Annotated in this window: 21 protein-coding genes, 1 pseudogene and 1 other annotated feature; of the genes and pseudogenes, 13 read left to right on the forward strand and 9 right to left on the reverse strand. The window is 32.6% G+C overall.

Going from position 1 to position 20,966, the window contains the following annotated elements; translation table 11 throughout:
* Positions 1–18: 18 nt before the first annotated feature.
* Positions 19–1,473, forward strand: a complete 1,455-nt coding sequence (locus ACJTHF_RS11305) for a carbon starvation protein A (RefSeq protein WP_048542897.1) — start codon at positions 19–21, stop codon at positions 1,471–1,473.
* Between the two features lie 110 nt (positions 1,474–1,583).
* Here the strand turns inward: ACJTHF_RS11305 and ACJTHF_RS11310 are convergent, their stop codons facing one another.
* From ACJTHF_RS11310 to ACJTHF_RS11330, 5 genes are read right to left on the reverse strand one after another with little or no spacing between them, the layout of a single operon-like run.
* Complete coding sequence (locus tag ACJTHF_RS11310; protein ID WP_119469370.1) at positions 1,584–2,327, reverse strand: cyclase family protein; 744 nt, start codon at positions 2,325–2,327, stop codon at positions 1,584–1,586.
* 16 nt (positions 2,328–2,343) lie between these two features.
* A complete protein-coding gene (gene metE, locus ACJTHF_RS11315) occupies positions 2,344–4,593 on the reverse strand; it encodes a 5-methyltetrahydropteroyltriglutamate--homocysteine S-methyltransferase (protein WP_119469369.1) in 2,250 nt (749 codons plus the stop codon).
* Entirely contained in the window at positions 4,587–6,425 is a 1,839-nt protein-coding gene (locus ACJTHF_RS11320) for a bifunctional homocysteine S-methyltransferase/methylenetetrahydrofolate reductase (protein ID WP_119469368.1), read from the reverse strand. Before ACJTHF_RS11320 ends, metE begins: the two co-directional genes overlap by 7 nt.
* Positions 6,382–7,554 carry a cystathionine beta-lyase MetC gene (metC, locus tag ACJTHF_RS11325; RefSeq protein WP_088592619.1) on the reverse strand — a complete coding sequence of 391 codons (1,173 nt, stop codon included), beginning with the start codon at positions 7,552–7,554 and terminating at the stop codon, positions 6,382–6,384. The genes ACJTHF_RS11320 and metC overlap by 44 nt, the downstream gene beginning before the upstream one ends.
* Positions 7,551–8,657, reverse strand: a complete 1,107-nt coding sequence (locus tag ACJTHF_RS11330; protein WP_078354857.1) for a PLP-dependent transferase — start codon at positions 8,655–8,657, stop codon at positions 7,551–7,553. Before ACJTHF_RS11330 ends, metC begins: the two co-directional genes overlap by 4 nt.
* 71 nt (positions 8,658–8,728) lie before the next feature.
* Positions 8,729–9,039, reverse strand: a binding site (T-box leader).
* A 180-nt stretch (positions 9,040–9,219) separates the two neighbouring features.
* On the opposite strand from ACJTHF_RS11330, the gene ACJTHF_RS11335 reads away from it, so the two are divergent.
* From ACJTHF_RS11335 to rpsR, 7 genes are all read left to right on the forward strand, one after another.
* Entirely contained in the window at positions 9,220–10,056 is an 837-nt protein-coding gene (locus ACJTHF_RS11335; RefSeq protein ID WP_070368812.1) for a ParB/RepB/Spo0J family partition protein, read from the forward strand.
* 11 nt (positions 10,057–10,067) lie between these two features.
* Positions 10,068–10,952 (forward strand): mechanosensitive ion channel family protein, encoded by an 885-nt coding sequence (locus ACJTHF_RS11340; protein WP_025906205.1) that lies wholly within the window; start codon positions 10,068–10,070, stop codon positions 10,950–10,952.
* Between the two features lie 23 nt (positions 10,953–10,975).
* Positions 10,976–11,173, forward strand: a complete 198-nt coding sequence (locus ACJTHF_RS11345) for a DUF951 domain-containing protein (RefSeq protein WP_025906204.1) — start codon at positions 10,976–10,978, stop codon at positions 11,171–11,173.
* 3 nt (positions 11,174–11,176) lie between these two features.
* Positions 11,177–12,277, forward strand: coding sequence for a redox-regulated ATPase YchF (ychF, locus tag ACJTHF_RS11350; RefSeq protein WP_058590728.1), 1,101 nt, complete (start codon positions 11,177–11,179; stop codon positions 12,275–12,277).
* A 171-nt stretch (positions 12,278–12,448) separates the two neighbouring features.
* Positions 12,449–12,742 (forward strand): 30S ribosomal protein S6, encoded by a 294-nt coding sequence (gene rpsF / locus ACJTHF_RS11355; RefSeq protein WP_025906202.1) that lies wholly within the window; start codon positions 12,449–12,451, stop codon positions 12,740–12,742.
* A 27-nt stretch (positions 12,743–12,769) separates the two neighbouring features.
* Positions 12,770–13,297, forward strand: coding sequence for a single-stranded DNA-binding protein (ssb, locus tag ACJTHF_RS11360; protein WP_025906200.1), 528 nt, complete (start codon positions 12,770–12,772; stop codon positions 13,295–13,297).
* 59 nt (positions 13,298–13,356) lie between these two features.
* Entirely contained in the window at positions 13,357–13,599 is a 243-nt protein-coding gene (rpsR, locus tag ACJTHF_RS11365; protein ID WP_025906198.1) for a 30S ribosomal protein S18, read from the forward strand.
* A gap of 763 nt (positions 13,600–14,362) precedes the next feature.
* On the opposite strand, the pseudogene ACJTHF_RS11370 reads toward rpsR, so the two are convergent.
* Positions 14,363–14,673, reverse strand: a pseudogene (locus ACJTHF_RS11370) (Abi family protein); the annotation flags it as partial.
* A 200-nt stretch (positions 14,674–14,873) separates the two neighbouring features.
* Between ACJTHF_RS11370 and ACJTHF_RS11375 the strand changes: the two are divergent.
* From ACJTHF_RS11375 to ACJTHF_RS11390, 4 genes are read left to right on the forward strand one after another with little or no spacing between them, the layout of a single operon-like run.
* Positions 14,874–15,422, forward strand: a complete 549-nt coding sequence (locus ACJTHF_RS11375) for a nucleotidyltransferase family protein (RefSeq protein WP_158259709.1) — start codon at positions 14,874–14,876, stop codon at positions 15,420–15,422.
* Between the two features lie 40 nt (positions 15,423–15,462).
* The gene (locus tag ACJTHF_RS11380; protein WP_107609482.1) at positions 15,463–16,308 is read left to right on the forward strand and encodes a DUF2785 domain-containing protein; all 846 of its coding nucleotides are present in this window, start codon (positions 15,463–15,465) and stop codon (positions 16,306–16,308) included.
* A 2-nt stretch (positions 16,309–16,310) separates the two neighbouring features.
* Entirely contained in the window at positions 16,311–16,715 is a 405-nt protein-coding gene (locus ACJTHF_RS11385; RefSeq protein WP_078354860.1) for a nucleoside 2-deoxyribosyltransferase, read from the forward strand.
* Positions 16,716–16,754: 39 nt separating this feature from the next.
* On the forward strand, positions 16,755–17,645 hold the full coding sequence (locus tag ACJTHF_RS11390) for a PhzF family phenazine biosynthesis isomerase (RefSeq protein WP_232157047.1): 891 nt from the start codon (positions 16,755–16,757) through the stop codon (positions 17,643–17,645).
* A 44-nt stretch (positions 17,646–17,689) separates the two neighbouring features.
* Here the strand turns inward: ACJTHF_RS11390 and ACJTHF_RS11395 are convergent, their stop codons facing one another.
* Together ACJTHF_RS11395 and coaA are read right to left on the reverse strand one after the other, a co-directional pair.
* Complete coding sequence (locus ACJTHF_RS11395; protein ID WP_107609483.1) at positions 17,690–18,493, reverse strand: hypothetical protein; 804 nt, start codon at positions 18,491–18,493, stop codon at positions 17,690–17,692.
* A 23-nt stretch (positions 18,494–18,516) separates the two neighbouring features.
* Positions 18,517–19,419 (reverse strand): type I pantothenate kinase, encoded by a 903-nt coding sequence (coaA, locus tag ACJTHF_RS11400; RefSeq protein WP_048542921.1) that lies wholly within the window; start codon positions 19,417–19,419, stop codon positions 18,517–18,519.
* A 215-nt stretch (positions 19,420–19,634) separates the two neighbouring features.
* Here coaA and ACJTHF_RS11405 point away from each other — a divergent pair, with 215 nt between their 5' ends.
* The gene (locus ACJTHF_RS11405) at positions 19,635–20,030 is read left to right on the forward strand and encodes a VOC family protein (RefSeq protein WP_048542923.1); all 396 of its coding nucleotides are present in this window, start codon (positions 19,635–19,637) and stop codon (positions 20,028–20,030) included.
* Positions 20,031–20,067: 37 nt separating this feature from the next.
* Here the strand turns inward: ACJTHF_RS11405 and ACJTHF_RS11410 are convergent, their stop codons facing one another.
* Positions 20,068–20,889, reverse strand: a complete 822-nt coding sequence (locus tag ACJTHF_RS11410) for a YqiA/YcfP family alpha/beta fold hydrolase (RefSeq protein WP_232157049.1) — start codon at positions 20,887–20,889, stop codon at positions 20,068–20,070.
* Positions 20,890–20,966: the final 77 nt, after the last annotated feature.

The following is a 20,966-nucleotide window of genomic DNA, read 5'->3' on the forward strand; positions in this document are numbered from 1 at the left end:
TTTAAAAGGGGGATTTTAATGATTACATTTTTAGTTTCTATCGTTTTATTAGTTATAGGTTATTTTACATATGGCAAGTATATTGAAAAAATGTTTGGTGTTAAGGATGAACGTCCGACGCCTGCTCATGATCAAAGGGATAATATTGATTTTGTTCCGATGTCGACAAATAAGAACTCATTGATTCAATTGTTAAATATTGCAGGGGTTGGACCGATATTTGGACCGATTATGGGTGCTTTATATGGACCAGTTGCTTTTATTTGGATTGTATTAGGGTCTATATTTGCTGGTGCTGTTCATGATTATTTAACAGGTATGATTTCTATCCGTAATAAGGGGGCTCATTTACCTGAATTAGCTGGTAAGTTCTTAGGTAATGTGATGAGACATCTCGTAAACGTCTTTACACTATTACTATTGTTATTAACAGGTACGGTATTTGTTACGAGTCCGGCATTACTATTACATTCTTTAATGGATGGTAGAGTGGCTTTAGGTATTATTATTTTTGTTATTTTCTTATATTATTTCTTATCAACAGTGCTACCTATCGACAAAATTATTGGTAAAGTTTATCCGATATTTGGTTTCATCTTGATGATTTCTGCAGTAGGAATCTTTGTACGATTAATTATGACTGGTGCAGAAATTCCGGAACTAACTTTGAAAAATATGCATCCTGATTCGGCACCAATTTTTCCTTTATTATTCTTTACGATTACTTGTGGTGCTTTATCTGGTTTCCATGCGACACAATCACCGATTATTTCTAGAACGACGAATAATGAGAAAAATGGTCGTAAAATATTCTACGGTATGATGATTGCTGAAGGTATTATTGCGATGATTTGGGCTGCGGCTGCTATGAGTTTATTTGGTGGCTATGGTGGTCTACAAGAAGTGTTAGCGAAAGGTGAAGCGGCGCTTGTAGTGAGTGAGGCTTCTACTATGTTATTAGGTTCTGTATTTGGAACATTAGCGATTCTAGGTGTTATTGTATTACCAATAACAAGTGGTGATACTTCGTTTAGAAGTGCGAGAATGATTTTAGCTGATTATTTTAATTTCGGTCAGAAAAAAGTAATGAATCGCTTCGCAATTGCGATACCTATGTTTGTTATTAGTTTTATTTTAACGAGAGTAGACTTCACAATACTTTGGAGATACTTCTCTTGGGCAAACCAAACAACAGCTGTTATCGCTCTATGGATAGGCGCTATGTATTTATTACTATCTAAAAAGAATTTCTATGTCGCTTTAATACCTGCTTTATTTATGACATGGAATATATTCACGTATATATTAAGCCAACCAATTGGATTTGGGATGGATTTATCACTTAGTTATTGGTTGTCAGCTGGTTTGACGATTTTATGGTCTATGTATTTCTATTATTTATATCGTAAAAATAGTGAAAATGCGATAGAAATAGATTATCAAATCGGTGGATCACCCGTATCTAAATATTAAACAGTAAAAGCACCTTTCGATCTCCATCGAAAGGTGCTTTTTATATATTTAATATAGGGAAGGTAGTCTGCCATACGATACTCGCTCAAAAATATCATATGGCAGTGCTATTATTTAGGGGTAATAGCAAATGCGCGGACAGGGAATCCGGGTGCATTTTTAGGTTTAGGGCTAATGGCTAATATAATTGAACCACGAGTTGGTAGTTCGTCTAATCCGGTTAACAGTTCTATTTGAAAAGTATCTAAACCAAGTACGTATCGTTCACCGACAATGTCATTATTTTTACGGATGTCTACTGAAGCATCAGTATCAAATGTTTCATGTCCGATTGACTTGATCTTTCTCTCTTCAAACAAGTATTTAAGTGCGTCTAATGACCATCCTGGGAGATGTTCATGACCACCATTGTCTTTGTTCTCAAATTGCTCTTTATCTGGCCATTTCTTTGACCAGTCACTTCTAAATGCGACAAACGTTCCACTTTCAATTGGTCCATTTTCAGATTCCCATTGAAGAATGTGTTCTTTAGTTAGTCTGAAATCTGAATCTTGGGCTACTTCTTTTGAGAAATCTAACACGATTAAAGGTAAGACTGTTTCTTGTAAACCGAGTTCATGTAAATATCGTTTATGTTCTACAAAATGTATAGGTGCATCTATATGCGTGCCATATTGTGTAGGAAATTGCCATGATTGGGCAAAGAAACCGTCATCTTTAACTTTATATAATGTTTTTGTTTCTGCATTTTCAAAAGCTGAAAAATGTGGAGATTCTGAATCAAATGTATGCGTTAAATCTACCCATTTATATTCTTTCAGTTGATTTAGCGAGTTCCATAATGGATATGACATAACATCACCTCATTTATTAGTTAGGTTGTTTAACTGTATTGTCTTGACGTAATTTTTCTACTGAATTTACTAATACAGTTAAAGCTTGTTTTACTTCTTCTTCTTGTCTTGTCTTCAATCCGCAATCAGGGTTTACCCAGAATAGAGAACGGTCAATTTCTTGAAGTGCTCTATCGATTGCAACTGTAATTTCTTCTTCTGTAGGTATACGAGGGCTATGAATATCATATACACCTAAACCGATACCTAAGTCATATGTGATATCTTCAAAATCTTTGATTAAGTCACCATGACTTCTTGAAGTTTCGATTGAGATAACATCAGCATCTAATGATTTGATCGCATGGATGATTTGACCAAATTGTGAGTAGCACATATGTGTATGAATTTGTGTTGAATCTTGTACTGAAGAAGTTGATAATTTGAATGAATGTACAGCTTTATTTAAATAATCTTCATGGTATTCAGAACGTAAAGGTAAGCCTTCGCGCAATGCAGGTTCGTCTACTTGGATGACTTTAATACCCGCTTCTTCAAGTGCTAGAACTTCTTCATTAATGGCTAATGCGATTTGATCTTGAACTTCGCTACGTGGGATATCCACACGTTCGAATGACCAGTTTAAGATTGTAACTGGACCTGTAAGCATACCTTTAACAGGTTTGTCAGTTAAACTTTGAGCATATAATGTCTCTTTAACTGTTAATGGTGCTGTCCATTTAACATCTCCGTAAATGATTGGTGGCTTAACGGCACGAGAACCATATGATTGAACCCAACCAAACTTAGTTACTAAGAATCCGTTTAGCTTTTCACCGAAGAATTCAACCATGTCATTACGTTCAAATTCACCGTGTACTAATACGTCTAATCCAATTTCTTCTTGAATTTCAATCCAACGTTTAATTTCATTTTGTACGAATTCTTCGTATTTTTCATCTGAAATACGATTGTTTTTCCAATCAGCACGGTATTTACGTACTTCTCTTGATTGAGGGAATGAACCAATCGTTGTTGTTGGTAAGTCTGGTAAATTTAATACTTGATCTTGTAAGACTTTTCTTTCTTTAAATGGTGTTGTACGTTCTGATTTAACTGAATCATAGTCATATTCTAGTTGTTTGAATGATTGACTTTCAAAGCGTTCATATTGCGCTTTTAATTCGTTATATAAAGTGTCATCATTTTCGTTAAATAATTGTTTTAAAGCATATAGTTCGTCTAATTTTTCAGTCGCAAAGCTTAAACCTTCACGAACTGAGTCGTCTAATGTTTCTTCTTCTAAAGTAACTGGTACATGTAATAATGAAGAAGATGGTTGAATAACTAATTCATCTGTATAAGATTGTAATGTTTCGATTAAAGCTTTCTTCTCTTCAATATTAGTTGACCAAACATTTCTACCATCAACGATACCAGCGAATAAAGCTTTTTCTTTAGGGAATAAGCCATCTTTGATTTGTTGTAAGTTAAAGCCATTGTCATGTACAAAATCTAAACCGAAACCATAGACTGGTAGTTGACCAACAAAGTTTAAATCTACGCGTTCGAAATATGTTTGTAAGACAAGTTTCGCAGCAGGTGCCGCTTCGTTAAAGAATTCATATGCTTCTTTCGTAATATCTTGAAGATCAGCTGCACCGTCTGTTACTAGAATTGGCTCATCTACTTGGATGTATTCAGCGCCAGCATTAGTTAATTGCTTGAATACTTCTTTATATAACGGTAAAAGTGTTCTTACTTTTTCGTCGAAACTTTGGTCGCCACCTTTAGATAATGCTACGTATGTAACAGGTCCAAGAATAACTGGATGAGATGTTACACCAACTTCTTTAGAAAAGTTGAATTTCTCAAGTAACACATTTTTATTTAATTGAGGTGACACGTTGTCCCATTCAGGTACGATGTAGTGGTAGTTTGTGTTGAACCATTTGATTAACGCACTTGCAACATGATCTTTGTTACCACGTGCAATATCGAATAATAAATCGTCATCTACAGGACGTCCTTGGAAACGTTCTGGAATAATGTTAAATAGTAATGATGTATCTAACACGTGGTCATATAGTGAGAAATCACCAGTAGGGATATGATCAACATGATGTTCTTTCTGAATTGTTAAAATTTCTTTGTGTAAATCCTGCAACGTTTGATCTAATTCGGCTTTATCTATTTTTTTAGCCCAGTAACTTTCGATGGCTTTTTTCCATTCTCTTTTCTTACCTAGTCTTGGGAATCCTAAATTTGATGTTTTAATTGTCATAATATTGCCTCCTTGGTTTGTGTTCCAGTTTTTAGTTGTGAATAATTTGCTAATTCAACTGTTAAATCATATTTTAAAAATGGTGTAACTAAGTACAAGCCATTAAAATATTGGTGTACTGCATCAATCAATTGTTTACTCAAATTAATACTGAGCTCTCTTGTTGCATCTCTGTCATCTTTGACTTTTTCAAAGGCGTTTAGCACCGTATCTGATAGTTTAATACCAGGTACTTCGTTGTGTAAGAAGAGTGCGTTATTGTAATTCGTAATTGGCATAATACCAATGAAAATCGGCGCTTCTATATGTTTAGTTGCTTCATATATTTCTTTAACTCTTTCAGGTTCATAAATCGGTTGTGTAATAAAGTATTCCATTCCAGATTCAATCTTTTTTTCTAATCTTTTGACTGCTGGCTCTAGTCGTCTTACATTTGGATTGAATGCACCTGCAACAGAGAAGTTCGTATTGCTTCTCAATGTGTCTCCATCGGCGTTTATACCTTGATTAAACTGAGTAATAATTTCAGCTAATCCGCTAGAATTAACGTCGAATACACTTGTTGCGCCAGGGAAGTTACCCACTTTAGAAGGGTCGCCCGTAATCGTTAAGATGTCATTAATACCAAGTAATGAAAGGCCCATTAGGTGAGATTGCAAGCCGATTAAGTTTCTATCACGGCAAGCTAAGTGTACGAGTGGTCTAATTTTATATTTTTGTTTAATGACACTTGCTGCGGCAATGTTAGAAATTCTTACACTCGCTAATGAATTATCAGCAAGCGTGACCGCATCTACACCTGTATCTTCAAGGGCTTGTATCCCATCGAAAAATTTATTCGTATCTAAATGTTTAGGTGTGTCTAATTCAACAATAACGGTTGGTCTTTGTTGAACAAGCTCTTTAATACTAGGTTCTTCTTTATTTTGCTTTTTGTACTGTTTTGTTTCGATTGGTATAACATTTTTATGCTTGATAGGCTTTAAATCTTTGACGACATTCTTTATTTTTTTAATATGTTCCGGTGTAGTACCACAACATCCACCTATTAATCTGACGCCTTGGTTAACGAGCTCTTTAGCTGCATCTGAAAAGTAATCTGAGTTGTTATTGTATTTCAAGTCGTTGTCTTCTAAATCCAGTAAACTTGCATTTGGATAACATGAAAGGTAAGCATGATCAGGTAAGTCAATATGTTTAAATGTCTTAATCATATGGTATGGACCGTGATGACAATTTAAACCAACGACATCTGCACCGGCGTTTACTAATGTTTTTAATGCATCTGGTATAGGTGTGCCATTTCTCAAATAATTTGTATTACTAGCTGTTAGTTGAGCAATAATCGGAATGTCGTATCTTGCTTTTGTATCTTTTAAGACAGCAAGTAATTCTTCTAAATCGTAGTATGTTTCAAATAAAATACCATCTACACCTTCATTAACAAGTGTTTCAATTTGAATCTCTGTGTGATATTGAATAGCTTCAATTGATAAGTTACTCTTTTTGATATTACGAAAACCGCCTACCGTACCTAGAATAAACGTATGGTCGTTGCTCGCTCTTTTAGCGATTTGAACAGCTTCTCGATGAATTTCTTTTACGCGATGTTCTAAATTAAAATCTTGAAGCTTCTCAAAATTTGCACCGTACGTGTTTGTTTGAATAATATCTGCACCAGCTTCAATATATGAACGGTGAATTTGTTCTATCTTGTTAGGATGTGTCAAATTATAACTTTCTGGGCAAGTATCCAATCCTTCAGAGTAGAGGATGGTTCCAATTGCTCCGTCAGCTAATAAAATTTGGCTCTTTAACGCTTCTTTTAGAATCATATGTAGCCTCCTTTAATGCCCAATCGATATCTGTAATCAATTCTTTGACATCTTCTAAGCCGACTGACAATCTAAATAATCCGTTAGTGATACCACGTTTAGCTCTCACTTCTTCAGGGATGGCTGCGTGACTCATTGTAGCTGGGTGAGAAAGAATCGTTTCTACACCACCTAAGCTTACAGATACAAGTGGGATATTAAGATGGTCAACAAATGCTTGTGCTTTTGATTCATCTTTAAGTCTGAATCCGAGCACGGCACCGCCATTTTTAGCTTGTCTTAAATGTGTGTCATTTGTGATTGGATAATAGACTGTTTCAATTGCTTCATTATCGATTAAATATCTATAAATTTGTTCTGTGTTATAAACAGATTGTTTAAATCTAATTGGTAATGTCTTTAAATGCTTAGCAAGTGTCCAAGAATCATAAACACTTAATCCTGAACCTGTACCATTTTGAATAAGGTAAATTTCATTTTTAAGTTCTGGGTCATTCACGACTACTGCTCCAGCTATGAGGTCACTGTGACCACCTAAGAATTTTGTAGCTGAATGAACGACGATGTCAGCACCTAGTTTCAATGGTGATTGTCCTAAGGGTGTCATAAATGTATTATCGACAGCTAATAGTGCGTCGTGTTTACGTGCAATTTGGCTAACTCCATCAATATCTGTCACTTTAAAGAGTGGGTTAGAAGGTGTTTCAACATAGATCAATTTCGTATTATCTTGAACAGCTTCTTTGATATTTTGTAAGTCTGTTTGATCGACAGTTGTAAATTCTATTTCAAATTTCTTAAGAATTTGTTCAGTTAGTCTGAACGTTCCGCCGTAAACATCATCTGGAAGAATCACGTGGTCTCCTGGTTTCAATGTTAAGAAGACAGCTGTTATTGCAGCAATTCCTGAACTAAATGCAAATCCGTAATTACCGCCTTCTAAATCTGCTAACTTTTCTTCAAGTAACTTTCTATTAGGGTTACCACTGCGTGCATAGTCAAATTCTTGATTGCCCCCTAAAGTTTCTTGATGGTAAGTCGATGAATAGTATAATGGTTGATTGCTTGATAAGTGCTCATTACCTCTAGTGGAATCCAATATTAAAGACGTTTCTTTTGAATAGCTCATATTGACACTCCTTCTTTTCTTGAATTTTTTAAGGCTTGTAGTATGTCTTCGTAAATATCTTCGTAATCTTCTATTCCAATAGATAAACGGAGTAAATATTCATCAATACCGCGTTTATCTTTTTCTTCATCTGCCATATCTACATGTGTTTGTGTATATGGGAAAGTGATAAATGTTTCAGTACCGCCAAGACTTTCAGCAAATATACATAATTTAATATTTTGTAAGAAGCTATCAACGCTATATGCATTGTTTAAACGGATACTTAACATTCCGGTTTGACCTGAGTAAAGGACTTCATCAATGCTTTCAACAGATTGTAGTGAATGTGCTAACTTTTGAGCATTTTCAGTAGAACGGTCAAGTCGTAAATGTAATGTCTTTAAGCCTCTCAGTAATAAATAACTATCGAATGGTGAAAGTGTTGCACCGATCATATTATGAAATTGGCCAAGCACTTCACCTAAGTAGTCATCTGCTACAGTGACAATGCCAGCTAACACATCATTATGACCACTTATGTACTTTGTAGCAGAATGTAAGACGATGTCAGCACCGTCTTTTAAAGGTGTTGATAAGTATGGTGTTAAGAACGTGTTATCTATAATCGTTAATATATTTCTTGCTTGTGCAATTTCATATAAAGGATTTAAATCTACTGAGAACATTAACGGATTTGAAATGGGTTCAATAAAGAATGCACGTGTATGTTCATTAATAGATGCGTTTACTTCATCAATATTTGAAAAGTCTATGTACTTAAATTTGATGTTGTATTGTTTTTCATAAAATTCAAATAATCTAAATGTGCCACCATATAAGTCGAATGACACTAAGATTTCATCATTTGGTTTAAATAAGTTACAAACTAATTGGATACTAGCCATACCACTTGATGTTGCAAATGAGTATTTACCACCTTCAAGTTTGGCAAATGCATCTTCAAAGTTTGAGCGAGTTGGATTTTTTGTTCTTGTATAATCAAAACCAGTCGAACAACCTAATTTTTCATGTTGATAGGCTGTAGAAAGATAAATTGGGTTTGTAGTAGCCCCAGTATGGTCTTTAGTTAATGAAATTTGAGCGAGTTGAGTAGATTTCATAATAGCCTTCCTCCCTAATGAATTTAAAAATAAAAAAAGCTTCCGTCCTTTAAACCCGAAATAAATCGGATGTAAAGGACGAAAGCTTAGCTCGCGGTACCACCTTTGTTCGCAATGACATTACTGACATTACCTCTATAAGTACGAGTCTCTTACAAGAAGATATAATGGCAGTAAAATTGGTGAACAAATTCCAGTACGCCATCATCGCTAAAGAGACTTTAATACTGTATCGCTATAACGGGCGATCCCGTTGACACCTCAATATCGATGCCACCACTCCAAGGCCATTTTCAATCTTTCTTTCAATGTCCCCTTTCAGCAAATGGGAACTCTCTGATGATTGCAGTGTAAGATTTACTTTCCTTTTTATCGTGATTTTATTTGTTTTCGTTGTTGATATATTACACAATACTATGCGTATATTTTTTTGTCAACAACTTTTCTGAATATTTTAATTTATCGCTCAACTTTTCTTTTGTGCATATCCCTTTCAAAATTGTTATAATCTAATTTGGATGTTTTACGTGAAACATACGAGAATAAATAACGTGGTGATGAAATGAAAGAAAGAAATCAAGCATTAACAGATAAGATTTCTTATAACCATAGTCATGATAAAATTGTTGAACTTCCTTTAGAAAAATTAAGAAGGAATCCGTATCAACCGAGAGATTATTTTGATGAAGAAGCTTTGAGAGATTTAACTCAGTCTATTTCACAGCATGGTGTGTTGCAACCTATCGTCGTAAGAGAAACGATAAAAGGTTACGACATCGTAGTAGGTGAAAGAAGATTTAGAGCAAGTCAATTAGCTAACAAAGATTCAGTACCGGCAATCATTAAAAATTTAACCGATGAAGAAATGTTAGAACTTGCTATTATAGAGAATCTTCAACGTGAAAATTTAAAACCTCTAGAAGAAGCAAAAAGTTATGCGACGATGATGGAAGAACTGAACTTAAAACAACAAGACGTAGCAGATAGATTAGGGAAATCAAGATCATACATTGCAAATGTCTTAAGGTTGCTCAACTTACCACCAAGTGTAAAAAAATTAATCAACGAAGAAAAAATATCAAGTGCACATGGTAGAACATTACTTGGTTTAGATAAGAAACATCAATTAGATCAAGTGGCTAAAAAAGTTGTAAAAGAACATATGAGTGTTAGAGCATTAGAAGAATATATTAAACAGTTAAATGCTCATGGCCAAGACAAGAAAAAGAAATCCAAACAACCGAAACCTAATTTCTTAGTTAAACATGAATATCAATTAAAAGAAAAGTTTGGAACGAATATTGATATTTCTAAGACTAAAAAAGTAGGTAAAATTTCTCTTGAATTTAATTCTGAAGATGAATATAAGAGAATATTAGAATTATTGTTAGAAGAATAAGAGGTGTAAAAGTGAATAAGATTATGAACATCATCCATAAATTGATAGACCCATTTATGGATCCAGAAAATTGGCAGAAGTGGATAGAACAAATATTAATCGGCATATTCTACATTGTATTAGCTTACGTCATTATTAAAGTGCTTCATAAAGTCGTAGAGAAATTCTTTACAACGAAATACGGAACTAAGAGGGTAGGGAAGTCTAACAAGCGTGCTAAAACAATGGTTAACTTACTACAAAATGTTATTTCTTATGTCGTATGGTTTATAGTTGCGACAACGATTTTAAGCAATTTAGGCATAAGAGTTGAAAGTATTATTGCTGGTGCCGGTGTTGTAGGGTTAGCAATTGGTTTCGGCGCACAAACTTTAGTGAAAGATGTCATTACGGGCTTTTTTATTATTTTCGAAAATCAATTTGATGTTGGCGATTATGTAAAAATTAATACAACAGGTACCACTGTTGCGGAAGGTACTGTACAATCAATAGGAATGAGATCTACAAGAATATTATCATTTGCTGGTGATTTAACAATACTTCCTAATGGTACAATGAATGAGATTGTAAACTTCTCAATTCATAACGGTATGGCTATCGTAGAAATCCCTGTATCTATTAAAGAAGATTTAGATGAAGTTGAAAGTAAGTTAAATGAATTTTTACCAACAGTTAAAGAAAGATATGAAATATTCATTAAAGATCCTGAAATTTTAGGTGTAGAAACTGTGACGGCAGGGGAAGCAACGATTAAAATAGCAGGTGAAACAGAACCAAATGAACATGCATCAGGTGCAAGAATCTTAAGAAGAGAAGTGAAATCTTTCTTCGATAAAGAAGGTATTCAAGCGCCAATTCCAACAATGGTTTCTTATAATCCAAATAACATTCAATAATCATCTAATCGGGAGGCAAAAATATGATCAAATCATATGAGTTAAATGATATCGTTGAAATGAAAAAACAACACGCATGTGGGTATAATAGATTTAAAATTATAAGGCTCGGTGCAGATGTTAGAATAAAATGTGAAGAATGTTCTCGTAGTATTATGCTACCAAGACAAGAGTTTAATAAAAAAATTAAAAAAATATTAGTAAAAGGACAAGGTGAATAAAATATGGCATTAACAGCTGGCATAGTAGGATTACCAAACGTAGGTAAATCAACATTATTTAACGCAATTACGAAAGCAGGAGCACTTGCAGCGAACTATCCTTTCGCAACAATCGACCCTAACGTAGGGATTGTAGAAGTACCAGACCACCGTTTACAAGAATTAACGAAATTAGTAAAACCTAAGAAAACTGTACCAACAGCATTCGAATTTACAGATATTGCAGGTATCGTTAAAGGTGCATCTAAAGGTGAAGGATTAGGAAATAAATTCTTATCACATATCCGTGAAGTAGATGCGATTTGCCAAGTCGTACGTGCATTTGTTGATGAAAATGTAACGCACGTATCAGGAAAAGTAGATCCAATCGATGATATTGAAGTTATTAATATGGAATTAGTATTAGCTGACTTAGAATCAGTAGAAAAACGCTATGAAAGAGTAGCAAAAATGGCAAAACAAAAAGATAAAGATGCCGTGGTTGAAGAAAAAGTATTAGCAAAAATTAAAGAAACATTAGAAAACAATAACCCAGTAAGAAGTTTAGAATTCACACCAGAAGAAAAAGCAATCGTGAAACATTTAAGCTTACTTACTTCTAAACCAATGTTATATGTAGCAAACGTAGCAGAAGATGAAGTAGCAAGTCCAGAAGATAACGAATACGTACAAAAAATCGAAGAATACGCAAGTAACGAAGGTTCACAAGTTATCGTTATTTCAGCAAAAATCGAAGAAGAATTAGCAACATTAGATGACGAAGACCGCGAAATGTTCTTAGAAGATTTAGGCGTAGAAGAAGCAGGATTAGACAAATTAATCCGCGCATCATATAACTTATTAGGATTAGCAACATACTTTACAGCAGGTGAACAAGAAGTAAGAGCATGGACATTTAAAGAAGGCATGACAGCACCACAATGTGCAGGAATCATCCATACAGACTTCGAAAGAGGCTTCATAAGAGCAGAAACCGTAAGTTATGACGATTTATTAGCAAATAACGGTATGAACGGTGCTAAAGAAGCGGGTAAAGTAAGATTAGAAGGTAAAGAATACCTAATGAAAGACGGAGACGTTGTACACTTTAGATTTAATGTGTAAGATAAAGGCCAGTAGTGTTTATGCACTATTGGCTTTTTCTGTGATATCATTGAGAAAAAGATTGTAAAAAGTAATACTCTATGCTATAATTCTTGATTGTGAGTAATGAAAATTATTCCTTGCTTAATACTGAGTTATTAGGCCGCATAGACCACAAGGAGGTGTAAATTGATGAGAACATATGAAGTAATGTACGTAGTACGTCCAAATATCGAAGACGAAGCTAGAAAAGCTGTCGTTGAGCGTTTTAAAGGAATCTTATCTTCAAACGGTTCAGAAATCATCGAAGAAAAGGATTGGGGTAAACGTCGTTTAGCTTATGAAATCCAAGACTTCACAGAAGGTTTCTACAACATCGTTAGAGTTAAGTCTGAAAATGACGAAGCTATCAGTGAATTTGATCGTTTAGCAAAAATCTCTGATGATATCATTCGTCACATCGTAGTACGCGAAGAAGAAAAATAATTTAACTTATAAAATGGGGGAGATTAAATGATTAATCGTGTTGTATTAGTCGGTCGATTAACTAAAGATCCGGAATACAGAGTAACACCCTCAGGCGTTCAAGTTGCTACTTTTACTTTAGCTATTAATCGTACTTATACGAATCAGCAAGGTGAAAGAGAAGCTGACTTTATCAACTGTGTTGTATTTAGACGTCCCGCAGAGAATGTAAACAATTACTTATCTAAAGGTAGTCTGGCAGGAGTTGAAGGTCGTCTACAATCTCGTAGCTACGAGAACCAAGAAGGTCGTCGTGTTTATGTAACTGAAGTTGTTTGTGACAGTGTTCAATTCCTTGAACCAAAAGGCGCAAACCAACGTCAATCTGGTAATGATAATCAATCATATAACCAAAATAATAACGAATTCCAAAATTATGGACAAGACTTTGGTGGTAACCAACAACAAGGACAAAAAGCACCTTCAAATCAACAGTCAAATAATCAACAATCAAGTAATCCATTTGCAAACGCTAATGGCCCAATTGATATCAGTGATGATGATTTGCCGTTCTAATAGTTGATTGAAACGAATATAAATTGATAAACATTTAACGAGAAGGGAGGAACACAATCATGGCAGGTGGACCAAGAAGAGGTGGTCGTCGTCGTAAAAAAGTTTGTTACTTCACAGCAAACGGTATTACACATATCGACTACAAAGATACAGATTTACTTAAAAAGTTTATCTCAGAAAGAGGTAAAATCTTACCACGTCGTGTAACAGGTACTTCAGCAAAATACCAACGTATGCTTACTGTAGCTATCAAACGTTCACGTCACATGGCTTTATTACCATACGTTAAAGAGGAACAATAATATATAACGTATAGCAAAACCCTTTAGCAATCAGGCTAGAGGGTTTTTTTGTGTTTGGATTTATAGAAAAGTTGTTATTTATAATGACAACGATATTATTGTAAATAATTTGGAATTATTAAAAGTATAAATAGTATAAACATTACTAGTGCGCTGAAGTAAATAGACTTGTTATTTCTTATATATACTTTAGATATTGTTTCACAAATTAATAATTGAGTTAAAAAACTAAATACAAACAAGAATAATAAACTAAAGATTAGTCTTAATAAATTAATATTTGTAAAATTAAAAGAAATAAACATAAACATTGTCAGAAATAAAAAGGCTGTATAAATAAAGTACTGGAAAAGAATGTGTGTTCTATCTAATAATCTTCTAATAATTTCAAAGTCAAAGATATATTTTAGTAAAAATATGTTTACTGAAATAGAGAAAACAAACTGTATATATAGCAAAGCGGTTAAATTATTAAAAAAAGATGTCTTTTGATCCAAGAAAGTCGTTATTATAGATAATAATAAAATGAGAAATACGATGAATAAATTTATTTTTCTATACATTAAAAAGCTCCAATATATTAATTGATTTTTACTACGTTTTGAAAGCTATCAGGTGCATCTTTCTTATTGTTTATAATATCAATATAATCAAGTATAACATCTTCCCCTATACCTGTGGTGTATACTAAGTATGATTCATTATCATAAATTTTTCCTAGATGATTATTAATAAAATCTTGCATAATTTGGTATCCATCTTAAGTATCGTCATTAGTTATTTTTTTGAGAATGTCTGTTTTTAGTGAATGTTCTATATCTAAACACATAGGTAATAATATGTAACGTAATCTCATATCTAAAGTCGCAAGATCTGATAATGCAGAAAATTCGAAATTATAATTTCCACTATCATCTTTAGGTACATTTTTTCTGAATGAAGATAATTTAAATAAGTACGTATTATATTTCAATATTTCTTTAGCTTCATCCTCTTTTATTTCGTTAAATAAAATACCTAATGATTTTAATTTTTAATTTGCTCTTCAAAGCTCAATTTTGGTTTTCTTTTCATACATAACTACTTATCCTTTATATCTGGCCATCTTTTGATAGTTTATATTGATTAAATTATATAATAATAATCCAGCATTTCATATATCATGTTATGTTGGCTTTTTCTTTATTTCTGTAGTTGTTTTCAATGCATCTCATTTCATTCATTGTAAAAATACAATATAATAATGAGTAATAGAATTTATGGGATGTGTGTTTATGAAGGCTATTTATGACCTTATTAAAAGTGATGCGGATATGATTTATATTTTAGAAGTTGTAGAAAGCCTGAATTTAAATGATTCGTGGGTTAGCGCGGGATTTATAAGAAATAAAATTTGGGATATGATTCATGATTATACAGATAAGACACCATATAATGATGTTGATGTTATATTTTATGATGCTGACTGTCTAGATGAATCTATTGAGAAGCGATATGAACAGCAATTAAGAGATATTGATTCTAGCATACCTTGGTCAGTAAAAAATCAAGCGAGAATGCATTTGAAAAATGATTTTATTCAATATATTGATTCGAAGGATGCTGTGGATCATTATACAGAAGCGCCAACAGCTATTTGTGCTAGGATAAAAAATGGTGAGTTAGAAGTACATTATAACTACAGTGTTCAAGACTTGTTTAACGGTATTGTTTCACCAACTCAATATTTTAATCATGACTCTGGTAGATATGACGTTTATTTGGATAGAATTAATCGAAAACAATGGCATAAGCAATGGCCAAATTTAACATTTGATAATTAGAATTTAAGTAAAGATTTAATTCTTAAAGGATGTGTTCTTAATGACAATCGAAGGATTAATTGAAAGATATAAAAATACATTACCTGATGAACAAATAACTGAAGAAGATTTTAAATTAATGATGTCCAATATTGGAAATCTTAATGCCAATATTCGTGAAGATAATTTTGACTTAATTGCGCGTTTAATTATAAGTGGGAAATTGGAAGATTATCAAATGCTACAGTTACTTGAGCATTGTGAATTTGTTTTAAGAAGTGTTAACGAAAGTGATACTGAACATCTTGTGCTGGATAGAAGTTTCAGTGCACTTATTATCGGAATCATTGTTGAATATTTAGAAGAACATGAACAGTTACCTCAGGATATTTACGAGAAGATTATAAACATAGCGATTAAATACATGGATAAGGAATCTGATGTTAGAGGATATGTACAAGGGACAGGATGGATGCATAGTGTTACGCATGGATCAGATTTACTTGCAACATGTGTTAGATCTAAAAATTATTCAGGTGACTGTAATAAAGTGATCTTAAAGGTCATCGCTAAAAAACTTTATCAGTTAAATACTGATTTATCTTGCTATATAGATGATGAAGATGAGCGACAAGCATTTATCATTGAAGCATTACTTGAAAAAGGACTTGCAGATCAAGAATTAAGTAATTGGATAAGCGAGTTATTCGTGACAGTTAATCAAACAGATTTAAATCAATCTGAAGAAGTATATTTAAGTTATTTTAGAATAAGGAAAAATATAAAAGATTTCTTGAAGACATTGTATTTTAGACTAAAATTTAATCAAAAATGTCAGGTAACTCAAGATAAAATAGAAGAAATCCTTAATAAGTTATACTTAGAATTAACACAACAAGGAGAATAAAAATGGGGATAAAATTTTATGTAGCAGGTAGTTTTGGAAATAAGAATGTTGTAAATAAACTTATAAAGAGCTTAGAACAACACGGCTTACAAAATACTTATAATTGGACGCTGAATGATAAAGCAATTAATAAAGAGGACTTAAGAAAAATTGGTCAATCAGAAGCGGATGCAGTGAAAAATTCAGATATACTGTTAGCTATATTGCCCGGAGGTAAAGGGACATATACAGAAATAGGTATTGCGATAGGACATAATAAACCTATTCTATTATTAGCACAAAATGAAAACATATTTGAAGCTGATAATGCAGCTACATTTTATTTCCTGGAAAATGTTTATCGAAAGCAGCTTGATAGGGTTAATGTATATGAAGAAGTTGTAGGTATTATTGAATCTGTGAAATAATATGGTCATGATTTAAATATAAATAAAGGATGATGTTTCATGAAGTCGGTTAGTGTATATCATTATGATGCATTTAGTTTAGAAGTGAATAAAGGAAATCCTGCTGGTGTGGTATTAGATAGTGAAGGATTAACAGATGAAGATATGCAAGAAGTTGCGAAACAAATTGGATTTAATGAAACAGCATTCCCTTTAAAATCAAGCCGTGCTGATTTTAGGATACGATATTTTACGCCAGGTCACGAAATGGATTTGTGTGGACATGCTACTATTGGAACAATCGCGGCAATGAAACAACATGGATTATTAGAAGATAATAATGAATTTATAATAGAGACGAATGCAGGTATCTTACCAATTACTTTAAATGTTGAAAATGATAATATTTATATAACGATGCAACAAGCTAGCCCTCAATTTGATGCGTTCAATGGATCGAAAGTAGATTTGGCTCATGCTATCGGAATTGATGAGAAAGATATAGTAACAGATTATCCGATTGTTTATGGGAGTACAGGAGCATGGACATTATTAGTACCTATTAGGAATCTAGAAGTATGTAAAAGAATGATTCCTCAAAATAAATTATTTCCAGAAATATTAAAAGAAAGACCCAAAACTTCAATTCATCCTTTCTGTATGGAAACATATAAAGAAGGCTTGAATATGCATGCAAGACATTTTTCTTCACCATTTTCAGGAACGACTGAAGACCCCGTTACAGGAACTGCTTCTGGTGTAATGGGCGCATACTATGCTCAATATATAAATACATCGACTAAATATCCGCTTGAACTAATCGTTGAACAAGGACAAGAAATAGGAAAAGATGGACAAGTGTATGTGCATGTGAATAATATAAACAATCAGCTTAATATTGAGATTACAGGTAGTGCAATATATGTTAAAGAATTAAAAATAGAATTATAATCATTTAGACTACCGGAACACTAAAAACCCTCTCTAGACAAGGACTAGAGAGGGTTTTGATTTTTTCTATAGTAGTGTTCTTGATAATTCCCCCATTCATTATCAAGCTCTGATTTAGTTACAATTTTATATGGATTAAAAATGGTTTGTCCATTTTTATTTATGAATAAACCATCATCAATTTGATATGCGGCATGTACTACGGCGTTATTCTTTAAATAAACAATTACATCACCGTTTTGACTTCCTTCTGAAACTAATTCGTAGTTTAAAGATTTAAGGCTTGTTAGAAAAGCATCTGCTTTTATCCACTGTTGTAATATATTTTTATCACTAGTAATAGCATAAAGGACTGTTGAAAGACAGTTTGATCCTTGATGTTTTGGAAAAGTAGAAACAATTGAACTTAAATGATTGGGTAATTGCAATGTTGAATGTTGTGTTACGTGATTATCACAATATCTATCTACTCTATTTTGGAAAAACTGTCTTTGTTTATTTGTTGTTAATTGACTCCACTTTTGTGAAGTAATGAGGTTACCTTCTAAGAATAGTGGATTGTTAACTCTTTCTTGTTCCTGAAGTATATATGTTTTTGAATCTCTGTTAAGATTTTCAAACCATCCTTTAGAAGCTTGGATTACATAATTGTAATCACTTAAATTCCAAAACTCATATAAGTTATTTGTATCAATATTAAATGAACTTGTTGTCTTAAATGCATCTTTAAGAGTGATAACTACATCTTCATTTTCAAAAGGGATATCTTTAACAAAAAATAAATCAAAATTATTATAGTAATTTTCAGACCAATATTTAAGTATTTGTTCAGTAGGATATATTTTCATAACTATACCTCAATTCTAATAACTTAAAATTTATTAAATTTCAGTTTTTCTATAACATGGTCGTGATTTTTATATAGTACGAGATCTGCTCTGTTTTTAGTTGGCAAGATATTTTTGATTAAATTGACTTCGTTAATATTGTCCCATAGATCTGTTGCTATTTTTAAGGCTTCTTCTTTTGGGATGTCTCGATATTTATAGAAATGTGAGTCTGGCTTCTGGAAAGCTTCTTCTTGAAGTAGTAAGAAGCGATTGAGATACCATTTCTTCATATTTTCTATTGTTGTGTGTAAATATATTTTGTAATCAATATAATCACTTACGAGTTCTTCTTCATGTGGACTTACTTGGAAGATATTCACGCCTTCTATAATAAGAATGTCCGGACAGTCTATGTTGTGATACTGGTCCTTAAGACGGTCGTATGTGATATGTGAATACGTGTATGTTGGAATGTTAGGCTCGTTGTTCTTAATTTGTTTTAAGTGACTGATTAATGTTTTTGTATCATAACTTTCAGGAAATCCTTTTTTAGAAAGTAAGTCTTTATCGATGAGTTCTTGTTTAGGCATGATATAACCATCAGTCGTAATCAGATCAACTTTCCAGTCCGCGTTATATTCTTGTAGTAAGTTTAAAAGCAGTCTTGAGACAGTGCTTTTCCCTACAGAAACCCCTCCTGATATTCCAATAATAAAAGGTGGTGTATTATTTTTGTTATGTAATTTGTTGTTAATGTTAGATGAATAATCTTTATGGAATTTAACTTTGTTTGTCAAAAAATTAATGAGTGGCAAATAGAGTTCATTAATTTCTGAATTTGTTAAGTTATCATTTAAACTGATAATTTCTTCTAAGTTTAAATGACTTGTATCCATATCTAATTTAAAATTTGTGTTTTGCCATTCTTCTTTTGTGAATTTCATAATGAGTTCCTTTACTTAAGAATTTTTCACTTTTTACAGTACTCGTATAGGGTAACATAAATAGTCATGAAAGTGCTTTATTAATTTTGAAAAATTCTTATATACTATTTTATTCATGTACATCATGATTTTCTTTATAGTGTTAAAATGTATAGAAGATATGGGAATTATTAAAAATTGTCTTAATATAATTTTGAATTTGAGGTGACTGGAAGATGAATGGTTCTATACATCATTTAGAGATCTATGTTAGTGATATAAATAAATCTAAAAACTTTTATAGTTGGTTATTAGGACTGCTAGGATATAGTTTGTATCAAGAATGGAGAGAAGGTTTTAGCTTTAAATTAAATGAAACGTACATAGTATTTGTACAAGTGGACGATTCATTTAAACAATATGGATATCATCGTAAAAGGATTGGATTAAATCATTTGGCATTTACAGTTGAAGACAGAGTAACAGTGGATGGTATCAATATTATTTTGGAACAAAAAAATATTAATAGACTGTATGATGATTTATATCCATATGCTGGAGGTAATCATCATTATGCTGTTTATTTTGAAGATCCAGATAAAATGAAAATTGAAATAGTATCTAAAGAATAACACCACCTCTAGATTTGATATAAAGGTGGTGATATTCTTAAAATTCTGCTATGACAAGTTTATCTTCAAGGACTTGGTTTACAAAGTTTACTGTTGCTTCTCTTGATATAGGGTTATGTCCTAGCTTTTTATTGTTGTATAATATGAACTTTATGTTTGAACTGTTTATTTCGTATTTATTTAAGAAACTACAAAATGGATCGAAATGTCTAGTCATATCAGTCTCACATAATCTGTTTTGGATGTAGTAAATTTTAGGTACATATTTTTGTTTGCGAAATAAGCTCGTGATCGATAGTCTAAGTGCATATTGTTTCTTGATATAATCGCGTGAACGGTTGGGAAATATTTTAGTGTATAATTTTTCGACGTTCACTTTATCGTAACGATCTACGTAACATTGTGGATTGTTCACTACAGCAGTTGTGCCTTTATGTAATGTTGCTAAATACATAGACATAAAGCCACCTGCTGATGAACCACAATAGACGACATTTTGAGATTCTATTTGGAGTGCTTGCGTGACTTGTTGCGCAATTTCAGAATAGTCTTTTAAGAAATGACGTTCTTCTCTTCCAACACCCCAACCAATACGTAATTGCTTATAATGAACAGTTCTGTCATCTATATAAAGACAATTTGCATTAAAATCTTCATGCCATTTACTTCTCATAAAGACAGGTGGTTTACTTTTAGATGGATCAATCGCACCATTTGAAAATACAACTAATTTATGATTATCTTCTTTAAGATTTAACTTGATATAGATGTCTAATTTATCTTTCATGATTTTCACAACTTGATTATTATGCGCCCATAAAAGGTCATTGTTCAAATCTTCGTAATTTAATGTTTCCATGATGTGGAACACTCCTAATGGTTAATATTCATTACAAATACTTAATATAAAATTCAATATAACAAAGTACTCTAGCA

The sequence above is a fragment of the Mammaliicoccus sp. RAM2 genome (genome assembly GCF_045897195.1).
Classification (GTDB): domain Bacteria; phylum Bacillota; class Bacilli; order Staphylococcales; family Staphylococcaceae; genus Mammaliicoccus; species Mammaliicoccus sciuri.